The 26,665-nt window shown below is 67.5% G+C and carries 19 protein-coding genes; 7 read left to right on the plus strand and 12 right to left on the minus strand.

All coding sequences use genetic code 11. The annotated features are described in order from the left end of the window. Positions 1-94: 94 nt before the first annotated feature. The gene (locus AC1DBN_RS11400) at positions 95-1,288 is read right to left on the minus strand and encodes a transglycosylase family protein (RefSeq protein ID WP_477723225.1); all 1,194 of its coding nucleotides are present in this window, start codon (positions 1,286-1,288) and stop codon (positions 95-97) included. Positions 1,289-1,545: 257 nt separating this feature from the next. Then, complete coding sequence (locus AC1DBN_RS11405) at positions 1,546-2,451, minus strand: TatD family hydrolase (protein ID WP_477723226.1); 906 nt, start codon at positions 2,449-2,451, stop codon at positions 1,546-1,548. Positions 2,452-2,613: 162 nt separating this feature from the next. Between AC1DBN_RS11405 and AC1DBN_RS11410 the strand changes: the two genes are divergently transcribed. Genes AC1DBN_RS11410 through AC1DBN_RS11420 form a run of 3 tightly spaced genes read left to right on the plus strand, consistent with a single transcriptional unit; the run spans position 2,614 to position 7,793 of the window. Next, positions 2,614-3,765, plus strand: a complete 1,152-nt coding sequence (locus AC1DBN_RS11410; RefSeq protein ID WP_477723227.1) for an AAA family ATPase — start codon at positions 2,614-2,616, stop codon at positions 3,763-3,765. A gap of 9 nt (positions 3,766-3,774) precedes the next feature. After that, positions 3,775-5,250, plus strand: a complete 1,476-nt coding sequence (locus AC1DBN_RS11415; RefSeq protein ID WP_091719031.1) for a DUF58 domain-containing protein — start codon at positions 3,775-3,777, stop codon at positions 5,248-5,250. After that, complete coding sequence (locus AC1DBN_RS11420) at positions 5,247-7,793, plus strand: transglutaminase TgpA family protein (RefSeq protein ID WP_477723228.1); 2,547 nt, start codon at positions 5,247-5,249, stop codon at positions 7,791-7,793. Before AC1DBN_RS11415 ends, AC1DBN_RS11420 begins: the two co-directional genes overlap by 4 nt. A gap of 48 nt (positions 7,794-7,841) precedes the next feature. On the opposite strand, the gene AC1DBN_RS11425 is transcribed toward AC1DBN_RS11420, so the two are convergent. After that, positions 7,842-9,341 carry an NAD-dependent succinate-semialdehyde dehydrogenase gene (locus AC1DBN_RS11425; RefSeq protein WP_477723229.1) on the minus strand — a complete coding sequence of 500 codons (1,500 nt, stop codon included), beginning with the start codon at positions 9,339-9,341 and terminating at the stop codon, positions 7,842-7,844. 195 nt (positions 9,342-9,536) lie between these two features. Beyond that, positions 9,537-10,412, minus strand: coding sequence for a 16S rRNA (cytidine(1402)-2'-O)-methyltransferase (rsmI, locus tag AC1DBN_RS11430; protein WP_091719026.1), 876 nt, complete (start codon positions 10,410-10,412; stop codon positions 9,537-9,539). Positions 10,413-10,458: 46 nt separating this feature from the next. Between rsmI and AC1DBN_RS11435 the strand changes: the two genes are divergently transcribed. Both AC1DBN_RS11435 and AC1DBN_RS11440 read left to right on the plus strand, forming a co-directional pair. Then, positions 10,459-12,213 carry a dolichyl-phosphate-mannose--protein mannosyltransferase gene (locus AC1DBN_RS11435; RefSeq protein WP_091719024.1) on the plus strand — a complete coding sequence of 585 codons (1,755 nt, stop codon included), beginning with the start codon at positions 10,459-10,461 and terminating at the stop codon, positions 12,211-12,213. 67 nt (positions 12,214-12,280) lie between these two features. Further along, complete coding sequence (locus AC1DBN_RS11440) at positions 12,281-14,110, plus strand: AMP-dependent synthetase/ligase (RefSeq protein ID WP_091719022.1); 1,830 nt, start codon at positions 12,281-12,283, stop codon at positions 14,108-14,110. On the opposite strand, the gene AC1DBN_RS11445 is transcribed toward AC1DBN_RS11440, so the two are convergent. Both AC1DBN_RS11445 and AC1DBN_RS11450 read right to left on the minus strand, forming a co-directional pair. After that, positions 14,101-15,363: a TIGR01906 family membrane protein gene (locus AC1DBN_RS11445; protein ID WP_477723230.1), complete on the minus strand. Its 1,263-nt coding sequence runs from the start codon at positions 15,361-15,363 to the stop codon at positions 14,101-14,103. The genes AC1DBN_RS11440 and AC1DBN_RS11445 overlap by 10 nt on opposite strands. A gap of 126 nt (positions 15,364-15,489) precedes the next feature. Continuing rightward, entirely contained in the window at positions 15,490-16,482 is a 993-nt protein-coding gene (locus tag AC1DBN_RS11450; protein ID WP_477723231.1) for a stage II sporulation protein M, read from the minus strand. Positions 16,483-16,552: 70 nt separating this feature from the next. On the opposite strand from AC1DBN_RS11450, the gene AC1DBN_RS11455 reads away from it, so the two are divergent. Next, positions 16,553-17,353 (plus strand): RDD family protein, encoded by an 801-nt coding sequence (locus tag AC1DBN_RS11455; RefSeq protein WP_477723232.1) that lies wholly within the window; start codon positions 16,553-16,555, stop codon positions 17,351-17,353. Between the two features lie 2 nt (positions 17,354-17,355). Here AC1DBN_RS11455 and AC1DBN_RS11460 read toward each other — a convergent pair whose 3' ends face one another. The 4 genes from AC1DBN_RS11460 to AC1DBN_RS11475 all read right to left on the minus strand — a co-directional run bounded on the left by AC1DBN_RS11460 (position 17,356) and on the right by AC1DBN_RS11475 (position 21,000). Continuing rightward, a complete protein-coding gene (locus tag AC1DBN_RS11460; protein ID WP_477723233.1) occupies positions 17,356-18,594 on the minus strand; it encodes a L,D-transpeptidase in 1,239 nt (412 codons plus the stop codon). A 90-nt stretch (positions 18,595-18,684) separates the two neighbouring features. After that, complete coding sequence (gene ahcY / locus AC1DBN_RS11465) at positions 18,685-20,163, minus strand: adenosylhomocysteinase (RefSeq protein ID WP_477723234.1); 1,479 nt, start codon at positions 20,161-20,163, stop codon at positions 18,685-18,687. A 131-nt stretch (positions 20,164-20,294) separates the two neighbouring features. Then, positions 20,295-20,531 (minus strand): Trm112 family protein, encoded by a 237-nt coding sequence (locus AC1DBN_RS11470; protein ID WP_314215311.1) that lies wholly within the window; start codon positions 20,529-20,531, stop codon positions 20,295-20,297. A 79-nt stretch (positions 20,532-20,610) separates the two neighbouring features. After that, positions 20,611-21,000: a DUF3499 domain-containing protein gene (locus AC1DBN_RS11475; protein WP_091719007.1), complete on the minus strand. Its 390-nt coding sequence runs from the start codon at positions 20,998-21,000 to the stop codon at positions 20,611-20,613. A gap of 119 nt (positions 21,001-21,119) precedes the next feature. On the opposite strand from AC1DBN_RS11475, the gene AC1DBN_RS11480 reads away from it, so the two are divergent. Further along, complete coding sequence (locus AC1DBN_RS11480) at positions 21,120-21,632, plus strand: metallopeptidase family protein (protein WP_314215310.1); 513 nt, start codon at positions 21,120-21,122, stop codon at positions 21,630-21,632. Between the two features lie 13 nt (positions 21,633-21,645). Here the strand turns inward: AC1DBN_RS11480 and AC1DBN_RS11485 are convergent, their stop codons facing one another. After that, the gene (locus AC1DBN_RS11485; protein WP_091719003.1) at positions 21,646-23,322 is read right to left on the minus strand and encodes a DUF5719 family protein; all 1,677 of its coding nucleotides are present in this window, start codon (positions 23,320-23,322) and stop codon (positions 21,646-21,648) included. Beyond that, positions 23,315-26,653, minus strand: coding sequence for a glycosyltransferase (locus AC1DBN_RS11490; RefSeq protein ID WP_477723235.1), 3,339 nt, complete (start codon positions 26,651-26,653; stop codon positions 23,315-23,317). The genes AC1DBN_RS11485 and AC1DBN_RS11490 overlap by 8 nt, the downstream gene beginning before the upstream one ends. Between the last annotated feature and the right edge of the window lie 12 nt (positions 26,654-26,665).

Raw genomic sequence — 26,665 nt, forward strand, 5'->3', positions numbered from 1 at the left:
GCCGGCCGTGTTAACGGCCGAAGCCGGGCCCGGAAAAATCCCGGGCCCGGCTTCGACGCGTGGACCATGCCAGTACGGGCTGGCAGCGGATCAGCTAGCTGCTGGCTGCCCAGCCGCAGCCCCACGGCTGCAGGCCGCGCTGCGCGTACACGCGGTTCGCGATGTCGATCTGCTGTGCCTTGGTGGCCAGGCTGGCGTTGGGGGCGTAGGCCCCGCCGCCGGAGCCGATCCACGTCCGGATGTCGAACTGCAGGCCGCCGTAGTAGCCGTTGCCGCTGTTGATGCTCCAGTTTCCGGTGGACTCGCACTGGGCGATCTTGTCCCACATGGCTTCGTTCATCATGGCCGGAGCAGCAGCGCCGGTGTTGCTGCCGGCGGCCGGGGCCGCAGCGGCCTGGGCGACGGGCTTTGCCTTGGTGCCGACCGTGACCTTCTCAGCGACAGGCTGGACGGCTACGGCTTCAGAGACGAGGGTGCGGGAGGCTTCACGGCCGTCCACGAGGACCAGCTTGAAGGTCTTCTCCAGCTTGCCCGCAGCGCCTGCCTGCGTAACTTCCTTCTCGCCCTTGAGCATCTCGGCGTCTTCGGTGGTCACGGTCTCGAAGGGGACGTCCTCGGAGGTTTTCGCGGTCTGGCCGTTATCAACGCGGGACACTTTGATCACCATGTTGTTGACGACGTGCGCGTTGGCGGGCTGGGAGGTCCTGTCGTTGGCGCCGATGGTCAGCCCGGCGCCCTGGAGCACGTCGCCTACAGTGGCCGCGGTGGTGGTGGTGGTGTTCACCTTGCCATCGGCGACGATGCTGACGGACTTGGGGGTGGAGATGGACACGAAGGAGCCGGCAAGTGCGAGCTGCGCGTCCTTGGGGACGGACAGCGATGAGGTGCTGGCCACGCCGAGTTCGGTGACCAGGCCTGCGACGTCCTGCGCGGTGGTACTGACCGTTTTTTCTGCTCCGTCGAGGCTGACCTTGACTTCCTTGGCCTGGTTGACGTTGATGACGGTTCCGTTGTGGACCGAGGCGTCGATGGCTGGGGAAACCCTGTCTGCGGGCTTCAGTTCGATGTTGGCGCCCTTGACGACCTGGCCTACGGTGCCGCCGAAGGTCTGGACGGAAGAGACCTTGCCATCAACGTTGAGCGTGATGGTTTTGTTATTGCCGACGAAGGCTACGAGCCCCGCTACCAGGGTGCACAGCACCAGCAGCTGGGCTCCAACCTTGAAAAAGCTGATCTTGCCATCCGATGTGAAGAACTTGACCACGATTGCCCGTAACTTTAGGTCCATCCGGGCACGGGGATTTGCGCAGTAAAATGCCCGGCACCGCCTTTGAACAGCAGTCCGGGCACCTTTGCGCCGCCTGCTTCCCGCCAGCAGCCAGGACGGGACAGGATCCCGGCTTGTGATGCTGAAAAGGAAGCTAAATTACCCGTTGGCCTTCCCCGACCCCGGCTAATAGTTTTCCACTGTAACCGTAGCGTTATAAACGGGCCAACAAATTTGCATACCACGTATGCCTCAAAGGTCACTCAATGTGACACTTCTCAGCTCCAGGATCCGTATGCCCCCAACGTATTTGAGCTGATCCGGGTGCACAGCTCCGAGAGGTCCGTGCCTGTCAATTCAGCCATGGCCCGGACGGTGTACGGCACCATGTAGCTGGCGTTGGGCCGGCCCCGGTGCGGATGCGGGGTCAGGAACGGGGCGTCTGTTTCCACCAGGACGAGTTCCGGGTCTGCGACCGCGAGCGCGGACCGCAGGTTGGCCGCGTTCCGGAAGGTCAGTGTTCCGGCGAACGACATGTACCAGCCCTCGCGGTTGCAGATGGCGGCAAGCTCCTCATCGCCGGAGAAGCAATGGAATACCACCCGGTCCGGAGCACCCTCTTCCGCCAGGACCTGCACCACGTCGGCATGCGCGTCCCGGTCATGGATCTGGAGGGTGAGGTCCAGCCGTTTGGCGATGTCGATGTGCCGCCGGAATGAGTACCGCTGATGTGCAAGCCCCTCGCCTTCCGTGCGGAAGAAGTCTAGGCCTGTCTCGCCGATGGCACGGATCCGCGGGTGGGCTGCCAGCTCTTCAATCTCAGCGAGAGCGTCTTCGAGTTCGCCGCGGGCGGCATAGCCGGGAGCATCATTGGGGTGCAGCGCCACAGCGCCCAGCAACCGGGCATCCTGCTGCACCGCCTGAACGGTGAACCGCGACGATTCCAGGTCGCAGCCCACCTGGACTGCCCCCTGGACACCCACAGCGGCAGCAGCGTCCATAGCTTCGGTTATTCCTACCGGCCCTTTTCCGTCTGGAAAATCCAGGTGCGTGTGGTTATCCATTACCGGTACCGGCAGCGGTTCGGGCGCGGGCGGATATTCGCGTTTCGGGGACGCTGCGCCACTCTGGGAACCTTCCGTTGTGGGTTCGCGGTAGGCATCGGGGGTCTGCGGACTGCACATCACTCCAGCCTAACGGCGGAGGGCACCACGATTTCGCCGGAACTCTATGCCAGGCCAGGCAGTTGTGTTAGTAGTCTGGTGGGAGCACATGAGAACGCCCACCGACGGGCGAAGGCAGGCTTGCTGTCCCGTCCAGGTGAAACCCTGGCTGAAAGGTTGCCGATGGAATCTTACCGACGCACTGCCAACGATGTGAGCGCTGCGAACCGCAACCTGGCGGGCGTTTCCGATCCCGTCAGCCACCTGAACGGCCACCGTGCCGCCGCCATGGACGCTGACTCGTTCCACGACGCCAGCCAGCGGATCCTCAGCACTGTCAACACGGTGATCGACGGGAAGTCCGACGCCGCGGAGCTTGCATTGACCGTCCTGCTCGCCCAGGGCCACCTGCTGCTGGAAGACGTTCCAGGCGTCGGCAAGACCCTGTTGGCCAAAACCCTTGCCAAAACCATTGACTGCACCGTCAGCCGCATCCAGTTCACGCCGGACCTGCTCCCCTCGGACGTGACCGGCGTGTCCATTTACAACCAGTCATCCAGGCTCTTCGAGTTCCGTCCGGGAGCAGTTTTTGCCAACATCGTCATCGGCGACGAGATCAACCGGGCGTCAGCGAAAACCCAGTCCGCCCTCCTCGAATGCATGGAGGAGCACCAGGTGACGGTGGACGGCACTTCCTACCGGCTTGATGAACCGTTCATGGTGGTTGCCACCCAGAACCCCATCGAGATGGAAGGCACCTACCCGCTGCCAGAGGCCCAGCGCGACAGGTTCATGGCCAGGATCTCCATGGGCTACCCGGACAAGGACGCCGAAATCGAGATGCTCGAAACCCATCAGGCGGCGTCCCCGCTGGCAAAGGTCTCAGCGGTGGTCACCGCCGCGGAGGTAGCGGCCATGATCACCACCGTCCAGCAGGTCTACGTCTCGCAGGCCGTGAAGGAATACACCGTGTCCGTCGGCAGGGCCACCAGGGAGAGCCCGCTGCTGCGGTTGGGTGCCAGTCCGCGATCCATGCTGCAGTTGCTTCGCGCTGCGAAGGCGACCGCAGCCCTGGACGCCCGCGACTTCGTCCTCCCCGACGACGTCGTCCAGGTGGCCGAGGCTGTCCTGGCGCACCGGATCATCCTGGACCGCAAAGCTGCCGGCGCCGGCGAAACAGCGCACACCGTCCTGCAGGGCATCCTGTCGCGGCTCCCGGTTCCGCAGGCACCCGCAGATGCCGGCAACACTGCGGGTTCAGGCACTGCCGCCGGAACGCGGAGCCAGGCCGCCCGCAACGCCGCTTCCGTGGCAGGTTCGGGCAGGAACCGCTAAGCGGACGCCATGGCCCTCCTGGACAGACTGCCCCAGCACCTATTCACCGCACGGGGGTGGGGCATGCTTGCTGCCGGGGGCTTCACCCTTGCCGCCGCCCAGATCATGGGACGCAGGGACCTTCTGACCCTCAGCATCCTGCTGCTGGTCCTCCCGCTGGTTTCGCTGGCCGGTATCCGGTTGGTGAAGCCCCGTTTCCGGGTGTACCGGGAGTTCCATCCTTCGCCGGTGGAAACGTCCTCCCCCACCACCGTGCGCCTTGCCGTGGCGCGGACCGGTGCAGGCAGCGGCCGGGCCAGTATGGAGGAACGCTTGCCGCCGCGGTTCGGTTCTTCGCCCTCGTTCAGGTTTCCCTCGCGTACGGCATCCGGTGGTACCAGCCGCTATGAATACCACCTGCGTTCGGAGCAGCGCGGCCAATTCCGCATTGGGCCGGTCACCGCCGAGTTCACGGACCCCTTCGGGTTGTCACTGCACCGCCAGTCCATCGACGACGGCGACACGCTCACCGTGACGCCGGCCGCCGTCGTGCTCCCCGCTACCGGCCTGGCCGGCGCGCGCGGGAACGATGGCGTGACGGCAACCAGGACCCGCGCCAACCCCAGCGACGACGACGTCATGACGCGCGAATACCGTCACGGCGACCCCATGCGAAGGGTCCACTGGGCGGCCACCGCCCGGCACGGTTCGCTGATGGTCCGCCAGGAAGAATCCGTCACCACGCCGGAGGCCACGATTATCCTGGACCACCGGTTCGGGGCATTCTCCAGTGGTTCCACCGCTGCCGGCGGTCTGGCCGGCCAGGCCGGCCAAGCCAGCCAGGACGGGCATTCCATGCTGACCAGCCGGACGTTTGAATGGTCGGTGGTGGCGGCAATGTCCATCAGCGCACACCTGGCAGAGCGGAACTACGGCCTGCGCTTCCTGGATGTCCGCGGCGAGCCCGCCTTCCTGCATTCGCCCTCGGCGCCGGAACCGGAGTCAGAGGAATACGGCGGCGCGTCAGGGCTGCAGTCCATCGCAGAGAGCCTCGCTGCCATCCAGCTCACGGGGCCGCACCACGTCCGGACCAATGGCAGGTTCCGTCCGTCCGCCGGGCCGGTTTCCGCTCCGGCACTGCTGCGCCCCCGCAGCCGCAATGGCCAGGATGCGGGACCCGCCGCCTTCGACGACAGGCTCATGGACAAGCTGTCCGCGCACCGCATGCGCGGGCCACTGATTGCGGTCCTGGGCCGCATTTCGCCCGAAGAGGCAACCGCCCTGGCACCCGCAGCCAGCTACGGAACCAATGCCTTTGCCGTCATCGTGGCTGAGAAACCCGAAGACTTCTCCCCCGCGCTGGAGACCCTGCGACAGGGCGGATGGCGCGCCGTGGCCGTCCCCGCCTCCGTGGGCACCGCTGCTGCCTGGGGATCGTTCGACCAGGACATGCCGTTGCCCGCCCCGGCCGGCGACGCCAGCCGCGGCGCGGGGGTGGTCCGATGACCATGGCGCCGGCCCGGACTCCGGGAACGGGTACGCAGTCCACACCGACTGACGGTTCAAGACCCGCCCGCGTGGGCGCCTACCCCTGGGCCATGGCCGCAGCCATCGTGCTGGCAGTCTGCGGGGCTGCCCTGTCCCTGAACGGGGTCCTGCGTGGCTGGGCCTGGTATTGGCCGGTGGCCACCACCGTTGGCGCGGTGGGCTTTACGCTTGCCGGGCTTCGGGCACTGCGCGCAGCGCCGCTGCTGGTCACCGCGGGCGGCTTCCTCTCGCTCGGGGCCATCCTCACGCTGACGTTCTTCCGCGGGTCAAGCATTCTGGGGGTGATTCCCAGCGCCGCGACGTTTTCCGACGTCAACCAGCTGATCCGCCGTGCCAGCGAAACCGTCCTGTCGGAGACCGCACCCGTTGCACCCAACGTGGGCATCGTCATGGTGATCTGCGCCGTCCTCGGACTGGCAGTGATCCTGGTGGATGCCCTGGCCGTCCCGCTCGGCATGCCCGCGGCCACCGGCATGGGGCTGCTGGCCATCCTGGTGGTACCGGCAATGATCAAGCCGCAAAGCGTCGGTTTCTGGGGATTCGTTGCAACGGTGGCCGGTTACCTGATGATCCTGGCCTGCAGCCAGTGGTTTGCTCCCGACTTCCGCAGCCAGGGCGGGACTGCACGGAACCCGGGGCAGCTTCGCCGGGCCGCCCTCACCGGAGCCGTGGCGCTGGCCGCCACCCTGGTGGTACCGCTGGCTGTCCCCGGCTTCGACCAGGGCACCTTCCCGCAGGGCTCACGGCTCAATCCGTGGGGAACCGGAACCGGCCTGAATCCCATGATCACGCTGGGGAACAGCCTGCGGACACCGGACGGCAGCGGCCGGATCACCTACGCCACCAGTGCCACCGCTCCCCTGTACCTGAGGTCCGTCACGGTGGACCATTTCGACGGCGAATCCTGGGGCCCGGACGACCGCACCGCATCGCGGCTGCCACTGGGCGGACAGATCGATCCCGGCTACGCGATCCTCGCCGACGAACAGCAGCAGGTCACGGCCATCGACACCGGCACCTTCAGCAGCCCGTACCTTCCGGCCCCCTACGCCCCGGAGACGGTCCGCGGCCTCAACGGCCGGTGGACCTGGGACCCCGCCACACTGAGCATCAAGGGCTCCGACGCCACAGCCTCCCGGCGCCAGGAGTACGTGGTGACATCGTCGGTGCCCAACCTGACGGCAGCGCTGCTGGAGCGGTCTTCCGCTCCGGTGCGGGACGTTCCGGACGACTTCACGCGGATCCCCGGGAACGTGCCGGAGATCGTCCGGACCACCGCCGGGCGCGTAGCCGGTGCGGGCACCACGCCGTATGAGAAAGCAATGGCCATCCAGCGCTACCTGCGTTCATCGGAGTTCACGTATTCCCTGCAGTCGCCTGTGCAGGGCGGCTATGACGGCAACGGCCTGTCCGTCCTGTCCGACTTCCTGGAGCAGAAGAGCGGATACTGCATCCACTACGCCTCGGCGATGGCGGTGATGGCACGGTTGGAGGGGATCCCCAGCCGGATCGCGGTGGGGTATGCGCCGGGCAGGCTGACCGGTGCCACGGTAACCGTTGCCGGCCAGGGCGAGCTGTCGGAGTACGAGGTGGACGCGCGGGATGCGCACGCCTGGCCGGAACTGTACTTCCAGGGACTGGGCTGGGTGCCGTTCGAGCCCACGCCGTCCCGTGGCGTGGTGCCGGACTACGCCAGCGAAACCTCGTCCCCTGCAGCACCGGGCTCCGTTGAAAACAATGATGGCCTCGTCCCCGATCCCGCCCCGGCTCCGTCACCGGCTCCCAGTGCCACTCCGGTGCCGGCCCCGGGTGTTGGCGGCGGAAGCACTGACGCCGGCGCACAGGTGGTGCCCTGGCTGCTGGGAACAGGCGGCGTGCTGGGCGTGCTCCTGCTCGCGGCGTCGCCGCGGCTGGTGCGCGCCGGAATCCGTGCGCGGCGCCTCCGGCCAAGGAACGCCGCTGATGCCGTTCCGCTGGCATGGAGCGAGTTGCTGGACCTTGGCCGGGACTACGGTCTCCCGGCCGGCACCAGTGAATCACCGCGCGCCTATGCCTCGCGCCTCCGCAGTTCGCTGCTGGGCGAGCCGGACGGCATGGATGAGGCGGCGCACCGTGCCGTTGCCGCCGTTACGGCGGCCTTCGAACGGCGCAGGTACGGCCGGCCGCCGGAGCAGGCTGACGGTCGCTTGGAATCCGACGCCGGGTCGTCAGTCCCCGGCCGCGCTGCGGGTTCGCCTGGTGCCGCCGAAGCGCCCGGACAGCTGGGGCCGCTTGAGGATTCGCTGCGGGCCAACGCAACGCTGCTGCAGCGGTGGCGGGCCAGGTGGCTGCCGCCCTCCGTCATGGGCCGGCTGGGCAGGCTCGCCACCGCTCCAGCCAGGCTCGCGGGCCGCGCGTGGACGCGGCGCGCGGAGACCATTGCAGAAGCCACCGTGCGCGCCCGCCCGGTCGAACCAGGGCGGACTGCGCACGGCGGCATCCGCGAGCAGGAGGGCAACTGACTGCGGCGATCCCGCCACGTTCGCCGGGCCTCCTGCCGGCGGAGGAGGCTAGCCCGCGTAGGGGTCGGCGATGCCGATGTACTGGGTGTAGAGGTACTCCTCGATACCTTCGAGCCCGCCTTCACGGCCCAGGCCGGACTGCTTGACGCCGCCGAACGGTGCCGCGGCGTTGGAAATCACGCCGGCGTTCAGGCCGAGCATGCCCGTTTCGAGGCGTTCACCCATCCGGATGCCCCGGTTGAGGTCCTTGGTGAAGACGTACGCCACCAGGCCATATTCGGTGTTGTTGGCCAGGCGTACGGCGTCGTCCTCGCTGGAAAACGTGATGATGGGGGCCACCGGGCCGAAGATTTCCTCCGAAAGGATCCGGGTGCCTTCGCTGACTCCCGAGAGGATGGTGGGCTGGTAGAAGTAGCCGGGGCCATCCACCGGGGCGCCGCCCAGGACAGCCTTCGCGCCGGAGGCAACGGCGTCGGAAACCAGTTCGTGGACCTTGTCGCGGCTCTTGGCATCGATCAGCGGGCCCACCTTGGACTCGGGCTCGGTGCCGCGGGCGGTGGTCATCTCCTTCATCTTCGCGGCGAACTTCTCCTCGAACTCGCTGGCAACGGATTCGTGCACGATGAACCGGTTTGCAGCGGTGCAGGCCTCACCCATGTTGCGCAGCTTGGCCAGCATTGCACCGGCGACGGCAGCATCCAGGTCAGCATCCTCGAAGACGACGAACGGGGCATTGCCGCCGAGTTCCATCGAGGTCCGGAGTACGGTTTCAGACGCATCGGCAAGCAGCCGGCGGCCCACTTCGGTGGACCCGGTGAAGGAAAGCTTCCGCAGCCGGGCGTCCTTGATCAGCGGACCGGTCGTGGCGCCGGCGGTTGAGGTCGGAATGACGTTCAGGACACCGGCGGGCAGCCCGGCTTCCTGCATCACGGCGGCGAACAGCTGCGACGTCAGTGGCGTCAGGTTGGCCGATTTCAGGACCATGGTGCAGCCGGCGGCGACGGCCGGTGCGATCTTGCGGGTGGCCATGGCCAGCGGGAAGTTCCACGGCGTGATCAGCAGGCACGGGCCAACAGGCTTCTTGGTCACCAGCAGGCGGGACTTGCCGTCAGGGGCAACGGAGTAGCGGCCGAACGCGCGGACCGCTTCCTCGGAGAACCAACGCAGGAACTCTGCGCCGTAGGTGACCTCGCCGCGGGCCTCGGCCAGGGGCTTGCCCATCTCCATGGTCATCAGCAGCGCGAAGTCCTCGGCGCGCTCGGTCACAAGCTCGAATGCCCGGCGCAGGATCTCCCCACGCTCACGCGGCGGAACCTTTGCCCAGGACTCCTGCGCAGCCACCGCAGCGTCCAGGGCCGCGGCACCATCTTCGGCGCCGGCGTCGGCAATGCTCAGAAGCACCTTGCCGGTCGCGGGATCCTCGACGTCGAACGTCTTCCCGGAAGCGGCTTCACGCCACTCGCCATTGATCAGCAAACCGGTGGGAACGGAGGCCAGAAGCCGGCTTTCACGCTCGGCGGTAACAGCGGCCTGTGCAGTAACAGTCACGATGACTCCCTCGTCAGTAGGGTTGTGGCGGCCGTGGTGTCCTGCCGTAGCGGCGGAGCGACGGAGGCCGATTAACTGTCACACTACTGCGGGCACGGAGGAGGGGTCTACGCTCCGGCGCACTGCCCAATCACGGGTTTACTGTGCAGCTGCACAGCACTTTCCCAGCACGCGCCGTACGGGTTCGAGGTGGCCTCAGCGGGCGGCAAGGACGGCCGAATACAGCTCCCGTTTGCTGACCCTGACGTCCTCTGCCACGGCAGCCACTGCTTCCTTGAGCCTGATGCCCTGGGCCACCAGTTCGTTCACCGCCGCCACGTGGTCCTCCGGCGTGCCGGCGGCCTGCTCCGGCGCGCCACCGAGGACCACGGCAATCTCGCCGCGGACCTCGTTGTTTTCGGCCCAGTGCAGCAGCTCATCGAGGGAGCCCCGGATGACTTCCTCATAAGTCTTGGTCAGCTCCCGGCAGACCGCGACGGGCCGGTCCGGCCCGAAACGCTCGCGCAGCGCACGGAGCATTGCCTCAAGCCGGTGCGGCGCCTCGAAGAACACCATGGTCCGGCGCTCACCGGTGAGGTCTGCCAGCCGTCCGGCGCGTTCACCGGCTTTCCGAGGGAGGAAACCCTCAAAGCAAAACCGGTCAGTCGGCAGGCCGGACAGCGCCAGGGCAGTAAGGACGGCGGACGGGCCGGGGACGGCGGTGACCGTCAGTCCGGCGGCAACCGCACCTTCCACCAACCGGAAACCAGGATCGGATACCGACGGCATTCCTGCGTCGGTCACCATCACCAGCGTGCTGCCCGTCCGGACCTGGTCGAGGAGTTCCGCGGTGCGGGTCGCTTCGTTGTGCTCGTGGTAGCTGATGATCCTTCCGGCCACAGTGACGCCGAGGCTTTGGACCAGGCGGTGCAGCCGGCGGGTGTCCTCCGCGGCAACAATGTCCGCTGTCCCCAGGAGCTCAACCAGGCGCGCGGAGGCGTCGCCGACATTTCCGATGGGCGTGGCGGCAAGGACGATGCGCCCTGGGGCAGCAGGGCTGGCGGCTGGTGAGGTGTTGGGGGAAGAATCCACGCCACCAGCCTACTGCTGGGAAGGACTGCCAGCCGCAAAAGGTAGCATGGGGCTCGTGACGCAGACCTCGACGCGGCGGCCGGGAGCCGGAGAATCCGGAGCCGGACAACCCGCTCCCGCGGCGTCTGCAGGCACCCTTTCAGGGGTTGGTGAACAAGGTCCGCTCCGGTCCGGCCGCGGCAGGTCCCGGCCGTGGGTGGTCCGTCCGGCGGAGGCCTTCAGCGCCGACGGGCTCCGGGCGCGGCTGCTGGGCAATGTCCGGTCATGGCGGGAGTACCCGCCATCGCTGCGGATCTGGTTCGTCCTGGTGCCCGTCTTCACGGCGGTGGTGGCGGGAATCCTCCGCTTCTTCCGCCTGGACGCCCCGCACAAGCTGGTCTTCGACGAGACGTACTACGTCAAGGACGCCTACTCCTACCTCATCAGCGGCTACGAGCGCAGCTGGCCGGACAAGGCGAACGACTCCTTTAATGCCGGCAACCCGGATGTCCTGTTGAACTCCCCCGAATACGTTGTCCATCCGCCGGTAGGCAAGTGGATGATCGCCGCCGGAATGGCGCTTTTCGGCTCGGACAACCCCTTCGGCTGGCGCTTCGCGGCGGCCCTCACCGGAACCCTCTCGGTGCTGCTGGTCTCCCTCATCGCCCTCAAGCTCTTCAGGTCACTCCCTCTGGCCGGAGCCGCCGGCCTGCTGCTGGCGGTGGACGGACACCACTTGGTGATGTCACGCACCTCACTGCTGGACATCTTCCTGATGTTCTGGATCCTGGCGGCATTCGGGGCGCTCCTGATGGACCGGGACGATGGCCGGCGGAGGCTCGCTGCCCGGCTGGCCGCTGCCGCGGCACGCAACGGCGGACGTCCGCCGGTGGCAGAACTGCTGTCCGGCCCGTGGCTTGGCGTCCGCTGGTGGCGCATCAGCGCCGGCGTCTGCCTTGGCCTGGCCGTCGGCACCAAGTGGTCCGGCCTGTTCTTCCTGGCGGGCTTCGGGCTGCTCACCGTCTTCTGGGACCTCAATGCGCGGCGGGTGGCTGGCATCCGGGGCTGGATCAGCGGCGGAATCATCAAGGACGGCCTCCCCGCGTTCTTCAGTACGGTTCCGGTGGCCGCCGTCGTTTACTCGCTGACGTGGATCGGCTGGTTCCGGTCCGACAACGGCTACTTCCGCCACTGGGCAGAAAACAACCCCTCAGCAACGTGGGGCTGGTTGCCGGACGCTGTGCGGTCACTCGCCCATTACCACCAGGAGGCCTACACCTTCCACCAGGGCCTGAGTTCCGAGCATCCTTACGAGGCCAGCGCCTGGAGCTGGCTGGTACTGGGCCGGCCGACGTCGTTCTTCTATGAATCCCCGCAGCAGGGCACCCCCGGCTGCGACGTCGCCAAGTGCACCTCGGCCATCCTGTCCGTGGGCAACCCCCTGATCTGGTGGGCTGCGGCCATCTCCCTGGTTGTCCTGCTGTTCTGGTGGGCGGGCCGGCGCGACTGGCGCGCCGGCGCCATACTGGCCGGCGTTGCCGCAGGGTACCTGCCGTGGTTCATGTATCCGGACCGGACGATGTTCTATTTCTACGCGGTGTCTTTCGAGCCCTTCCTGGTGCTGGCTCTTGCCTATTGCCTGGGCCTTGTCCTCGGCAGGGCGTCCGATCCTCCGTGGCGCCGCCGCTCGGGGCTGTATCTGGTGGTCCTGTTCGTGGCGGCAGCGATCATGCTGTCCGCCTTCTTCTACCCTGTATGGGCAGCGGAGGTCATCCCCTACGACGCCTGGAGGGTCCGCATGTGGATGCCGTCATGGATCTAGGGCAGGATGGCATCAGACCCCAAATGGACGCCGCTGCCGCGGCCTGGCTGCGGAACGGAGACCTGTTGTGAGAGAAGCAAGCACTGAACTGTTGGTCGGGCTGGACGCCGCCAGCAACGTGACCGACCTGTTGCTGGAACGGCACGCCGCCAACCCCGCCCATGCTCTATACCGGCGCAAAGGGCCGAACGGGTGGGTGGATGTACCGGCCGGAAAGTTCCTGCAGGACGTCAGCGCACTCGCCAAGGGGCTGATCGCCGGCGGGCTCGAACCGGGCGACACTGTCGCCGTCATGTCTGCCACCTCCTACGAGTGGACCCTGGTGGATTTCGCCATCTGGTTCGCCGGCGGAGTGACCGTACCCATCTACGAAACATCCTCAGCCAGCCAGGTGGACTGGATCCTCCGCGATGCCGGAGCGCGCCGCGTCTTTGTCCAGGACCATGCCACGGCGGAACTTGTCAGCGGCGTGGTGGCCGGCTCGGCCACGCTCCGGGACCGTTTGGTCAACGTCATACGCATGGATTACGACGGCGAAGCGCCGCACCTCGCCAGCGTTTCGGCTGCGGGGGCGGGAGTCAGCGACGCCGAACTCGAACGGCAGCGGAGCACGGCGGGCCTCGACGACGTCGCGTCCCTGGTCTACACGTCCGGCACCACCGGCAGCCCCAAAGGGTGCGAGATCACCCACGGCAACTTCGCGCTGGTGGCCCGGAACATCGTGGCATTCCTGCCGGAGCTCCTGGTCCAGGACCAGTCCCGGACCCTGATGTTCCTGCCACTCGCCCACGTCCTTGCCCGGGCGGTGCAGGTGGTCTGCCTCTCCGCCGGGGCCACCCTGGGACACACCCAGGGCGCCGCGCAGCTGCTGGAGGACCTGGGCACGTTCAAGCCCACCTTCCTGCTGGTGGTCCCCCGGATCTTCGAAAAGGTCCGCGCCACCGCGGCGCATAAGGCAGCACTGGCCGGGAAGGGCCGGCTCTTCCACGCGGCCGTGGCTGCAGCGATCTCCTACTCCACCGAACAGGACCGGCAAAGCCGCGGCGAGGGGTCCGGGCCCGGGTTCGTCCTGCGGGTCCGGCACGGCCTTTTCGACCGGCTGCTCTATCCCCGGCTGCGCCAGGCACTGGGCGGCCAGGTGGGTTACACCGTGTCCGGAGCCAGCCACCTTTCCCTGGAGGACGCACACTTCTTTCGCGGTGCAGGCATCCCGGTGCTGGAAGGGTACGGCCTGACCGAAACCACCGCGCCGTGCACAGCCAACACGCCCACCCGGACGCGCGTCGGGTCCGTGGGCATTCCGATTCCAGGCACCACTATCAGGGTGGCCCAGGATGGCGAGATCCTGGTCAAAGGCATTGGCGTGTTCAAGGGGTACCACAACAACCCACAGGCCAATGCCGAGGCGTTCGTGGATGGCTTCTTCCGCACCGGGGACCTCGGGGAGCTGGACCCGGACGGCTTCCTCACTGTCACGGGCCGGAAGAAGGACATCCTGGTCACGGCCGGCGGAAAGAACGTCGCCCCTGGGCCACTCGAAGACACCATCAGGGCGCACCAGCTGGTGGGCCACGCCGTGGTGGTGGGTGACGGCCAGAAGTTCGTGTCGGCGCTGATCACGCTGGACCCGGACGGGCTGGCCGACTGGAGGTCGGAGCGCGGGATGCAGCCACTGGAGCGCCAGGCCGCCGTCACAGACGCCGAGGTCCTCGCGGCCGTCCAGGAAGCGGTGGACCACGCCAACCTTTCGGTCTCAAAGGCCGAATCCATCCGCCGGTTCACGCTCCTGGACACGGAGTTCACAGTGGAATCCGGCCACCTGACGCCGTCGCTGAAACTGAAGCGGTCCGCCGTCGTCAGCGATTTTGACGCCGAGATAGCGAAGCTTTACGCCTGAGCGGGCTCCGTGGTTTCCTCCGCTGTCCGGGCCACGCCGCGACGGCGGCGCGTGGGCCAGGTGAGGACCAGGGTCACCAGCGACACGAGGAGCACCAGGCCCCCGATCACAATGCCTGCGTCCATCCAGAACTGGCCGGGGAACAGCCGGATCAGGGTGTCATCGAGGCTGAAGGTCCAGGATCCGTCCGCGAAGAAGATCCGGTGGAACTCGGTGAAGAACTGCTGCCAGCCCAGGAACGCCAGCGTGCCGAGTCCCAGGATGAGGACCAGCGTGACAATGGACCCGGCGAAGAGGCCCCGCCGGACTCCCCCGGCGCTGCGCTTGCGCAGATAGAGGACGGCAATGACGCCCAGGATCAGCAGCAGGGTGCCCGCTCCGAAGGTGGAAAGGATCACGGTCTTGACGTCGGCCATGTGGCTGACTTCGCCGTCCTTGAACAGTTTGTCGCCGCTGCGGTGCACCAGGTCGCCGAGGTAGCGCGGACCGGCCCAGTTGCTCAGGTAGTCGACGGCGTAGGAGCCGTAGGTCATCCTGTCGTCCGTGCTGAACCCGTAGCCGTCGCCGGGAAACCCGGGGCGGTTGTATTCGATCCACAGGAACAGCGGGCTGGTCACGGCGCGGACGGCGAGGACCAGGAGGACCACCGGAAAGAAGATGGCAAGGAGGACCTGCATGACCCGCGGCGCCACCGGCTTGGCGTTGGCGGCGCTCTCACGCTCGGCGTTGCGCCGCGCCACTTCCTCTTCGGGTGGGCGGACAGAAAGCGCGGACGTGGGGAGCGGCTCGCGGAACGACCCGCCGTCGCCCTTGCCGGCAGGCTTGCTGGTGGATTGTGCCGCAGCAGAGGACCCTGCGGCGGAAGTCCCGGCGGCAGGGGACTGCACGGCCGCAGGTTTTTGGGTGGCTGATTCGTCGGCGGCTTCCGCGGCGCGGCGGCCGGACCTGCTGTCCGGCTGCTGGTCCACGGGCGTGGCCGCGCCTTCCGTGACGGTCCCATCCCCGGTGCGTGCCGGCGTCGGGCTCCCCTTTCCGGCGCCGTCGGCGGTGCGCGCCAGTGCCGGGGATTCCTTTCCGGTGCCGTCATTGACGGTCCGGTCCCGCGGGGTGGTGTCCTTGCCGGTGTCTCCGTTGTCCGCCGCGTCAGCCGCCATCCAGGAGAAGGCGGGCTCGTCCGAGTCCCCTGACGTATCCAGGAAAGGTTCGGGCTGCGGCTTGGCGCTTTTGGCGCGGGCCGGGGTCTCGTCTTTCACAACAGCGTCACTTCCGTTGGGGTGTCCGCGCCGCGCTGGGATAGGCTGGCGCGCTTCATCTGTTGTCGAGCCTACCGCCCGCTCCTTGACGCGGGCGAGGAACCACCCCGGCGCAATTACAACGATTCAGGCAGCGATTTCGGTGTAGCCTGCATCCTCGCGGCGCAGGTCGCCCCGCTCCCCCGCCAGGTAGGCGCGGCGGCCCCATACCAGGGCGTACGTCCAGTAGCAGGCCAGCACGGCGGCGCCGATGGCAATCTTCGCCCAGACTGGAAGCGGGCTGGGCGTGACGAACCCTTCCACGAGGCCGGACACGAAGAGCACCAGGACCAGGCCCAGCGCCACGGTGACCAGTGAACGGCCTTCCTCCGCCACAGCCCGCAGCCTGGTTCGTGGCCCCGGCGACACCATGGCCCAGAAGATCCGCAGGCCAGCGGCACAGGCAATGAAGACGGCGGTGAGTTCCATGAGGCCGTGCGGAAGGATGTAGCTGAAGAAGACGTCCGACTTGCCGGCAGCGGCAAAGATGCCCGCCGCCACACCTACGCCTTGGGCATTGATGAAGAGGATGATGGGCACCCACACACCGGTGATGCCCAGGGCAACAGCCTGGGCACTGATCCAGGCGTTGTTGGTCCACACTGCCCCTGCGAAGGAAGCGGCAGGGTTCTCTGAGTAGTAGTCAATGAAGTCTTCTTCGACGTACTGCTTGGCCGCAGCCTCCGAAGCCACCGCGCGCAGGGCCTCGGGCGACGATCCGATCCAGACCGCGTAGGCGGCGCCAATGATGAGGAAGGCGGCCCCACAGGCAAGCGTCAGCCACGCCAGGCGGTAGAACGCTGCCGGCAGCGCGAGGACGAAGAACCGCTCCAGGTCTGCCATGGGGTTGGACCGTGCACCGGTGAACCGTGTCCGTGCCTGCGCCAGGGTGGCTGACAGGGATGCTGACAGGCCGCTTTCCGGGGCAACCGAGCGGATGAGTGAAAGATGGGCGGACGTGGCCTGGTACAGGGCAAGCAACTCATCGGCCTCCGGCCCGCTGAGCTTGCCCTTGTGGGCAAGCTCGTGCAGCCGCGACCACTTGTCCGCGTTGACGGCGGAGAAGGCGTCCATATCCACGGCACCAGCCTAGCGGCACCGCACTAGACTTTGACCGACTGCACATAGCCGCAAGGAAACGGATACGCACGTGGGATCGATCATCACCGGTGAGGCCGTTGTCCTGGAACTGCGCCCCGCCTCCTTTGCGGCGCGCGCCCTGGGACTGTTCCTCGACGTCCTCTTCAATGTGGTCCTGCTGGTGGTCATCCTGATCGGCCTCGCCACCGCCGGCGAAGACCTTGACGAGGCCGCCATGCGTGCGCTGGTCCTGTGCAGCGTGGTCTTCTGCCTGGTGGTTGTCCCGGTGGGGCTGGAAACACTGAGCCGGGGCCTGTCCCTGGGCAAGCTTGCCGCAGGCCTCCGGGTGGTGCGGGACGACGGCGGGGCCATCCGTTTCCGGCACGCCCTGATCCGTGGACTGACCGGCTTCCTCGAGGTCTACCTGACGTTCGGCGGCCTGGCCCTTGCCGTGGCACTTTTCAACGACAAGTCACGGCGGCTGGGCGACCTGATGGCGGGAACGTACGCAATCCGTACCAGGGTCGCTGCCGAGCGGCCGGTTCCGGTCTCCATCCCGCCAAGCCTGCGCGCCTGGGCCCGGACGGCGGACATCGGCCGCATACCGGATGCCACCGCACGCCGGGCGTCCCAGTTCATCCGCCAGGCCGCCAGAATGGCGCCGCTCTCCCGGGCAGGCATGGCCGCGTCCATCGCCACCGAACTCGCCGCCCACGTGGCCCCCGGGCCGCCGCCGGGGACAGGCCCGGACGACTACCTTGCCGCCGTCGTGGCCGAGCGGCGGAACCGGGAACTCACCAAACTTGCCCGGCAGCGCCAACGCAACACGGAGGTCGGCGAGCGGCTGCAGCGGCTGCCTTTCGGCAGCTGACGTCAGTTGTCGTATTCAGCCCAGGGGATGTTCCAGTCGCCGTACCCGTCATCGTGGGCGGCGTAGTCCCCCTCGGTGTTAATGATGTTGACCACGTCGCCGGTGCCCATGTTGTCGAAGACCCAGGCGGCGCCGTCGGGGGCGAACCCGATGCAGCCGTGCGAGACGTTCGTATTGCCGATGTAAGGGAAGGCGGATTCAAGCGCCTGGTGGATGTAGGCCCCGCTGAGCGTCAGCCTGATGGTGTACTCCACATCCACGTCACCGTAGTAGGCCGGGTCGCCGGGTTTCAGCCCGATGCTGGAGGCGCGGAAGTGGTCGAACCGGTTCTTTTCCATGAGGACCCCGTAGCCGCGGGCTGACGGGAACCGCTTGTCCCCCATGCTGACGGGCAGGGTCTTCACCGGCTGGTCGTTCACGCTGAGGGTGAAGGTGTGTGCGGTGGCGTCCGCCACGGCCACCTTCTTGTCCCCGATGTTGACCTTCACTTTTTTGTCGAAGTTGGCGATCTGGCCGTTGCCCAGGTCCACGCCGAACATCTGCATGTCCATGGTGACGGTGGAATTCGCGGCCCAGAAGTTTTCCGCCCGGTACCGCACCATCTTGTCGCTGTACCAGTGGAAGGCGCCCACCTGCCCGGCGCTGCTGGTGATCTTGATGGCCTTCTCCACGGCGTCCCGGTTGAGTACGGGTTCGCTGAAGATGATCTGCAGCGGCTGGCCCACGCCCACCTTCATTCCGTCCAGCGGGTACACGGCGGCGTCAGCCTCGTGCGAACTGGAGACGGTGCTGAACTGCTGGGTGGTGCTCGTTTCGCGTCCCGCGCCGTCCTTCACCACGAACGTGTAGCTGTAGTCGGTGTTGAACTTCAGCGGCGCGGTGGCGGTCCATCCGGTGCCTGCAGGGTCGATGCTGCCATCCACCTTTTCGCCGGCAGTGCTGGTCAGCGTCACGCGCTCGATGGTGCCGTTGCTGATCTTCAACGACACGGGGGCCGCGGGGTTGACCTGCTTGGCGCCGTTGACCGGGGAAGCTTCGGACTTCACCGCAGCCACCACCGGTGAGGCGATGCCGGGAGAGGTCCGGGTAGCGGACCCGGCTTCGGATTCCAGGTCCCCGCCGGCAAGACCGGGCGCGACGGCGGCGAACACGCCGCCGGCAGCCGCGAGGATGCACACCACGGCGATGATGAGCATCTTCTTGAGGGACCGGGGGCGGCGGGGCTGGACTTCAGGCTCCATGATCAGATCCTAGGCGCTGGAAGTAACGGCCCGGGCGCGGAGGGCGCCCGGGCACCTTACTTCTTGGTAACGGCTTGTTGGCGGCGGCTTCTAGTACCGGTAGTGCTCGGGCTTGTACGGGCCGGCGGCGTCAATGTCCAGGTACTCAGCCTGGTCCTTCGTCAGCTCGGTCAGTTCCACACCCAGGGCGTCCAGGTGCAGGCGGGCCACCTTCTCGTCTAGGACCTTGGGCAGGACGTAGACCTGGTTCGCGTACTCGCGCTCGTCAGCGGGCTGGTCCTTCTTGGTCCACAGCTCGATCTGGGCGATGGTCTGGTTCGCAAAGGAGTTGCTCATCACGAAGGAGGGGTGGCCGGTGGCGTTGCCCAGGTTCAGCAGGCGCCCCTCGGACAGGACAATGATGGAACGCTCGGAGCCGGTGCCCTGGTCAAAGACCCATTCGTGCACCTGCGGCTTGATCTCCACTTTGCTGACGCCGGGGACCTTGGCCAGTCCGGCGATGTCGATCTCGTTGTCGAAGTGGCCGATGTTGCCCACGATCGCTTTGTTCTTCATGCCCACCATGTGCTCGGCCATGATGACGTCCTTGTTGCCCGTGGTGGTGATGAAGATGTCACCCTGGGCGAGCACGGATTCAAGCTTGGCCACCTGGTAGCCGTCCATGGCTGCCTGGAGTGCGCAGATGGGGTCAATTTCGGTGACGATCACGCGTGAGCCCTGGCCACGGAGGGCTTCCGCCGCGCCCTTGCCGACGTCGCCGTAGCCGCAGACGACGGCGACCTTGCCGCCCATGAGGACGTCAGTTGCCCGGTTGATGCCGTCCGGGAGCGAGTGGCGGATGCCGTACTTGTTGTCGAACTTGCTCTTGGTGACGGAGTCGTTGACGTTGATGGCCGGGAAGAGCAGCTTTCCCTGCTCGGCGAGCTGGTACAGGCGGTGGACGCCGGTGGTGGTTTCCTCGCTCACGCCCTTGATGGTGGCGGCGGTCCGGGTCCACTTCTGCGGATCGGCTGCCAGCGACCGGCGCAGGACGTCGAGGAAGATGCCATATTCCTCGGAGTCGGTGGGATCTGCTGACGGAACGTTGCCGACTGCTTCGAACTCCACCCCCTTGTGCACCAGCATGGTGGCGTCGCCGCCGTCGTCAAGGATCATGTTGGGGCCGAGCTCCGGGTTGGTCTCGGCACCCGGCCAGGTGAGGATCTGTTCTGCGGTCCACCAGTATTCCTCAAGCGTTTCGCCCTTCCAGGCGAAGACCGGGACGCCCTGGGGGTCCTCCACCGTTCCCTTGCCCACGACGACGGCTGCGGCGGCCTCGTCCTGGGTGGAGAAGATGTTGCAGGACGCCCAGCGGACCTCGGCACCGAGCGCGGTGAGGGTCTCGATCAGCACGGCGGTCTGTACCGTCATGTGCAGGGAGCCCGCGATGCGGGCACCCTTCAGCGGCTGGCTGGCGCCGAATTCCTCGCGGAGGGACATCAGGCCGGGCATCTCGTGCTCGGCCAGGCGGATCTGGTGCCTTCCGGCCTCGGCCAGGGAGATATCGGCAACTTTGTAATCGAAGGTCATGGATGGTCCTTTGCTGTGTCCGGGAAAATCATGAACAGGCCGCATCAGCGTTTCCGGAGGGCCTGGAATGGAAGTTGTTCGTGTTCCGCTGAGGGCGGGGCTCCGGGAATAATGCACCGGGGCCGGCGGTGTTAGCGGATGGCGCCTTCGGCGGGGTCGGAGTCATGCTGGTCGGACCCGGCGGCCGTCGCGGCAGCCAGGAGTTCCGGGGGCAGGAGGAGGGGAATGCCGTCCTCGATGGCGTAGCGGGGCTTCACGCCGTCCGCCGCCGCGGCCGTGGCCACCAGTTCCTCGCCTTCCTGCACCAGGGGCGAGCCCGTGACGGGGCAACGCAGGACAGACAACAGTTCGGAACTGATTTTTGGCATAGGTTCAGGCTCCCTGGCGGGCGCGCTCGCGCCGGTAGCGGAAATGGTGTGCAGGTTCCAGCCTACCGCCAGAAAGGGCTCAGGACGGCTCGCGAAGGATGCGCAGGTGTCCCCTTCGGATCCCTTCGGCCCCGGCAGGCGCCTCCAAGGCGGAATGCTGGCCGCGCTGCGCGGGTTGCTGCGGCGCCTGGGCCGGCACCGCTGCCGCCTCCCGCACCGCGTTGGCCAAGGCGAGGAGATCGTCCGGGCCGGGCTGCTGCGGAGTCGAGGGCATGGCCAGCCGCAGGACCTCCCAGCCGCGGGGAACGGTCAGCGAGTCGGCGTGTTGTTCGCAGAGGTCGTAGCAATGCGGTTCTGCGTATGTGGCAAGGGGACCCAGGACAGCGGTGGAGTCCGCGTACACATACGTCAGGGTGGCCACCGCCGATTGGCGGCAGGCAGATCTTGAACACTGACGGATAGCTCCCACGACATCACAGACTACTCTGCGCCCAAGCCAAAACGCCGCATTGGGGCCCGTGCCCGGACGCGCCTTCGCTGCGGGGCGAATCTGTCGCGGAATCCCCGGTCCGGGTTTAAAGTCAATGTATGCAGTCATCGAACCAGAATTCAGGCCTGACGGTCCGGTTGGCTGACCCGGATACCGATTCCACCACCGGGGCGTCCGCAGCTGGCCGGAGCTTCATGCGGCGCCGGCGGAACCGTCACGGCCGTGGCCTGCGCGGGGAAGTCATGCTTCCCACCCACCCCGGCTACCGGACGCGCGGCGACCGCTTCGATGACATGGTGCTGGAATCGGCCCAGCGGCTGCACGATATCTGGGGAAAGACCCTGGACGGCGTCAGGTTCGGCGTTGATGAGATTCCACCGGAGCTGGAACTCCTGGCCGCCACCGGCGCACCCGCACCCATGGGCGCCTACACGCCGGCTGCCGGGGATGACGGGCCGCTGATCACCGTCTACCGGCGCGTCGTGGAACAGGCCTGCCCGGGTGTGGAGGAACTCCAGGACATGGTTCACGACGTCGTCGTTGAGCACACTGCCGAGATGCTGGGCGTGGCGCCCGAAACCCTGGACCCGGTGTACCGGCGCCGCTACTGAACGCGCAGGCGGGTCAGTAGCCCAGGGCTACCGGGACCGTTTCCTGTCCGGCGGCTGCAGCCTGGAACGGCAGCGATGAGACGTCGCTGCGGCCATCCTGTCCCACCAGGACCGCACCATAAGCGGCGTCGCCGGATGCTGACACCACGTAGCCCACAACCTCGGCACCGTCTGCCTCATTGGGAACGGTGATGGAGGCTGTGGTTCCGCCGGCGATGTCGGCGGTGGCCGGTGCCTTTACCTTGCCGTCGGCGGTAATCGCGGCGTAGGTGATCGTGGCCCTGGCGTCGAGGGCGCCGAATACGAGCTGGCGGGTGCCGCCCTTGGGCACGGCCACCACATGCTGGCTGCCCAGCCGGATTCCGGATGCCGCCCAGGCGAGGTCCGAGGGCTGGTTCGCCTGCAGCCCGCGGGTGATGCGCGTTGCCGCCACAAACGAAACGTCGGACGACGCCGCTACCGTGTAGTTCCCGGCCGGCACCCCGGCCAGGGATACTTCGGTAATGGAATTGGCTTTGGCTGTGATCACGCCGCCGGACGGGAGTGCCTTTTGGCCGTCCCGGCCATAGAGCTTGACCTCGACCACGGCGTCGGACGGCCCAGGCACGGTGATCTCCAGCGCGGGCGCGGCGTCTGCATACCCGGGCTTGCCGGTCAGCGCGGCGATGCCGGCGGCGTCCTGGATGTCAACGCCTGTCATCACCTGGCGGACGGCAGGCGCGGTGCCTGGCGTGATGAAGTCCACTCCCCCGGGCGTCAGGCCGCGCAGGACACTCTGCTGGATGGCCGCCGCGATGGGACCGCCGGTGCTGCGGACACGGACACTCAGCTGTTCCTCGCCGGGCGCCAGCCCGGCCAGCACCACTGAACGTGTGGTTCCCGGCGCCACCAGCAGGCCGCGGCTTCCCGGCGCCTGGATCTGCCCCTTCCCGCCGAACAGCTCGAGGCTGACGGTGGCCGGGCTGCTGGATGCATTACTCAGGACCAGCACCGATGTCCGGCCCACGGTGGTACTGGCTCCGGCAAGCCATTGGTCGTTGGAGGGCTGCAGGCAGTTGGCCGCAGCCGAACCCTGCAGGTCACCGTCCGTTGCCCTGAAAATCATGGCCCCCGCGGCGGACGCCTTCTGGTTGGCCACGGCGTCGGCGCTGAGGACAGTGACCGAATCCACGCCACGGCCCGACACCGTACCGGCCAGCAGCTCCTGCCGCGGGCCTTCGGACGCCGGTGCGCCCGGAGCCTTGGCGATCTCGACGGCGGTGGCCCCGTCCAGCCGCGACAGCCGGCTTCCGGGTACCACCCCCGCAGTCCCCAGTACCGCGCCGGTCACGCTGGTGGCGGCGGTGTCCGACTCGGGGCTGAACTGCGGATCGGTTCCTGCTTCGGTGCCTTCCAGGAGGCGGGCCGGGCCCGGGCACACACCCACGCTGGTTCCGGCGGGAACAGCGGCAGCAGCAGGCTGGACGCTTCGGCTGGAAGCGGCCTTGGGCAGCAATGAACCTGCGGCAACGACGCCTCCGGCGCACGCCAGGACAAGGACGGCTGTGGCAGCCCCCGCAAGGGCCGCCTTCCGCCGCTTCCCGCCGGCGGGGGCATCTGCCGCGCCGGAGTCCTTCTGGCCTTGCAGGCCGTTCCGGTCCTGCCCCGATCCGGCATCGGCTGCGGCGGGACGGGTGGGGTGCTCATGCATTCTGCTTTTCCTTACGCAGGGCGCCTTCGTCACGTGACAGCCCGGTCCTGGGCCTGTTGACCGGCATGGGAATGGCGAGCATGACCGTCAGGCCGATGACCGTGATCTGGGCTGCTCCAATCCACCAGGACCAGGGGTTTTCGTAGCGGACTGTCAGCTGTCCGCCCGAAGCAGGCAGCGTGAACGCCTGCGCCCATCCTGACGTGGTGGATGTGAGCTTCCGGCCATCAAGCCAGGCGGTCCAGCCAGCATCGGCGCGTTCGGCCAGGACAACCAGACGGCCTTCCGGGCCACCGGAAACGGAGGTGTCGACGTCGTTCACCCCCGATGGCACCATGGCCAGTGTGGCGCCGTTGCTGTCTGTAATCCGGACACGGTGGGCAACTTCCGCCGCCTGCGTGGCGGACTGGTTCCGGGACGTGATGCGCCAGAGCCAGCCCACGTCGGTCTGTCCCACAGCCACAAGCCCCGGGACTGCGTCCATCCGGCTTGCGGTCAGTTGAGCCGCGGTATCGGCGGAGCGCAGGACCACGAATCCGGCGCCGAGCTTCTCAAGGTCTTCTCGCGGGTCAACGCCTTGCCCGGCAACCAGCGTGGCCACTACCCTCCGCACGGACGCTGTAACGTCGTCGTCGCCGCGCACCGTTTCGGCTCCCGCAGCACCCGTGATGCCCCGGGCAGCGGCGATAGCGGACAGGCTGTCCAGCGTGGTTCCCGCACCACGCATCAGGGACGCGTCGTAGGTACCGTCTTCGCGGGTACCGATCAGCAGTGTCCGTGTCTGCTCAGCGCCGGTTCCGCGGTCGATTGCGGTGGCTGGAAGGGTGCGGATACCGGCCGCCTCTACGAGCCTGGCGGTACCGAGCCCGGGTGCTTCGGATTCTTCGGGAACGGCTGGCGCCGCAGTCGCTGTGCCGGTCCGGAGCAGGTTTGGGGCGGACCATGCGGCCATGCTGACGACCGGCCCCACAAGAAGCACCGCCATGCCCACTGCTACGGCCGCATTGGCTGCCGTTGCACGGCGCGGTTTCCTGGCGGCGGCCCGGCCGGCTGCGTTCAGGAGCCGTTCCGCTCCGAGCAGGCCCGCACCCAGGAGGGCAAACGCGGCGGCGGACACGGCAGGTCCGGTGAATGGGCTAACGAGGCTGTCAGCGGTGGCACCAGTGGCCACCTGGGTGGCCAGCCATCCGCAGGCCAGCGCTATGGTGGCCGCTGCCCACAGCGCCCGCACCGTCCCGGACCCGCGTCCCGTGGCGAAAAGGGCCACGACTGCAAGGATGAGTACCGGTGCCGCCAGGAGGACCACCAATGCCAGGGCCCACGGCAGCGCGCCGTCCGCAAAGAGCGGCAACCCCACCAGCCCCTTGGCGGGGTCGAACGCCAGCGGCTGGCCCAGGAGCTGCTGCCAGAGCGGAGCAGCCGCGAAGGGCAGGGGCATGCCGGGGTCGGCCAACAGGGCACGCGGCCTGTCGAGAACCGAAATGCCGAACGGGATGAACAAAGCAGCGCTGGGCAGGAGGGCCCACCAAACGGTGCGGCCGCGGCGGCCCATCCGAAGCCCACAGATAATGATGACCAGGGCTGCCGGGACCAGGAGGGAAGGCGCGGAAGCAACCGTGACGGCGAGGGCAAGCCCCGCCGCGGCCGCGGCAGTCCAGGAAGGTGTTCCGTTGATTCCTGGCCGGACGGCCGGTTTGTCAGCTGCACGCAGGCCTGGTTGCGGTACTGCATGGCGGCCGTGGCCCACGGCGGAACCCGTGGCCCGCAGCAGGGCCAGGACAACCAAGGGAACCATCAGGTGCGCCACGAGGGCTCCGGCCCGCCCCTGGTTCAGGGCAACCTGCAGGGCCGGCGCAGCCGACCAGAACAGCGCGGCAACCAGGCGAAGTCGCCGCCGGGTGGTCAACCCGCCTGCGGCGAACCATGCCGTCAGTCCGGACAGTGGCGTGCCAAGGATGATAAGCCACGCCATGGCGGCGTTCGCGTTGCCGCCTCCCAGTACCCCCAGGATCCACAGCACGTAGTCGAAGGGGTCTCCGTGGCCGGGAAGTCCCGCACCAAGATTGATCCACCAGCCGGAGGCGTTCTGCCAAATGTCCCCCAGGCCAGTGGAGATGGGAATGAGGCCACCGCCGGCCACAGCCTCAGCACGGAGAAGGCCTGCCAGGCCCAACAGCGAGGCAAGGGAAGCGATGATGAAGGCGGCCAGGGCACCGTTGCCCACCCAGCCGCGCTTCCGGGTTGCCAGTGCGGCGAAATCGTCTGCGGAGTCACCCGTGGGCTGGTGTGCCAGGGGGTCCTGTTCAAGTTCATCTGCGGGGTTGTCGTCCGCGCCAATGGCTTCCATCAGGGAACGCCGGTGGCTCCAGACTTCCCGTCGCGGCGTCTGGAGCTTGCGGATCACGGACCGGCGGATGCGCCGGGTCTGCCGCGCCGACTTCCTTGCCCGGGCAATGGTTCGTGGCCGCACCAGGGCGGCGAAGGTGGCAGCGATTTGCGTGATTCCGTGGGCCGGGTCCTTCACCACGATGCTCAGGACCAGCCTGAAGAGGCTTCCGAGCAGGGCTCCCACAGCATGCACCGGGACCATCCACAAAGGCGCGTGCTTCAGCCGCAGGTGTACCTGGGCCTTTCTGGCTGCTGCCGGGTTACCCAGGCCGTGCGGCCTGTGCGCCACGTGGAACATCCGGGCTGCCGGTACCACGACAACCCGGTGCCCTGCCAGGCGGTTCCGCCAGCAAAAATCGACGTCGTCCCCGGTGCCCGGGAGCCCGGGGTCGAACCCGCCCAGCTGCTCCCACACGTCCCGCCGCACGAGCATACCCGCCGAGTTGACGGCGAAGGTGTCGCTGCGGCCGTCGTACTGGCCCTGGTCAAGCTCGTCGGCGTCGATGAGCGTCAGCCGTTCCGCCCACCTGCTGGTGGACAGCCCGACGTCGATGAGCTTACGTTCCTCGTGCCAGTCCAGTTGCTTGCAGCCGGCAACGGTCACTGACGGCGCACGTTCCACGGCACCGAGCAGTTCGGCCAGGGCCTCCGGGGCGGGTGCGGCGTCGTCGTGGAGCAGCCAGATCCACTCCGGTTTGCGGTCGGCCCTGCCTGCCCCGCCCGGGGCCAGCTCCGAAAGGGCTGCGGACACAGCGGCGCCCATGCCGCCCTTCCCGTGATCATGGGAGACGACATGGGCTCGGCCCAAGGTGTTTTCGAGAAGGGTCCGGGAGTCGTCACCGGACCCTGTATCGACGCCTATTGCATAGTCGACCGGCCGGGTCTGGTCCGCTAGACCTGCAAGCGTTCTGGGGAGATAGGCACTGCCGTTGTGGGCAACCACAACGGCAGTGAC

The organism is Pseudarthrobacter sp. 10T415 (genome assembly GCF_056394175.1).

Coding starts and splice junctions, on each gene's coding strand:
- AC1DBN_RS11470 (WP_314215311.1), bottom strand. CDS start 20,531: ATGCCAAAAATCAGTTCCGAACTGTTGTCTGTCCTGCGTTGCCCCGTC.
- AC1DBN_RS11405 (WP_477723226.1), bottom strand. CDS start 2,451: ATGTGCAGTCCGCAGACCCCCGATGCCTACCGCGAACCCACAACGGAA.
- AC1DBN_RS11460 (WP_477723233.1), bottom strand. CDS start 18,594: ATGGAGCCTGAAGTCCAGCCCCGCCGCCCCCGGTCCCTCAAGAAGATG.
- ahcY (WP_477723234.1), bottom strand. CDS start 20,163: ATGACCTTCGATTACAAAGTTGCCGATATCTCCCTGGCCGAGGCCGGA.
- AC1DBN_RS11410 (WP_477723227.1), top strand. CDS start 2,614: ATGGAATCTTACCGACGCACTGCCAACGATGTGAGCGCTGCGAACCGC.
- AC1DBN_RS11415 (WP_091719031.1), top strand. CDS start 3,775: ATGGCCCTCCTGGACAGACTGCCCCAGCACCTATTCACCGCACGGGGG.
- AC1DBN_RS11480 (WP_314215310.1), top strand. CDS start 21,120: ATGCAGTCATCGAACCAGAATTCAGGCCTGACGGTCCGGTTGGCTGAC.
- AC1DBN_RS11485 (WP_091719003.1), bottom strand. CDS start 23,322: ATGCATGAGCACCCCACCCGTCCCGCCGCAGCCGATGCCGGATCGGGG.
- AC1DBN_RS11420 (WP_477723228.1), top strand. CDS start 5,247: ATGACCATGGCGCCGGCCCGGACTCCGGGAACGGGTACGCAGTCCACA.
- AC1DBN_RS11435 (WP_091719024.1), top strand. CDS start 10,459: ATGGGGCTCGTGACGCAGACCTCGACGCGGCGGCCGGGAGCCGGAGAA.
- AC1DBN_RS11400 (WP_477723225.1), bottom strand. CDS start 1,288: ATGGACCTAAAGTTACGGGCAATCGTGGTCAAGTTCTTCACATCGGAT.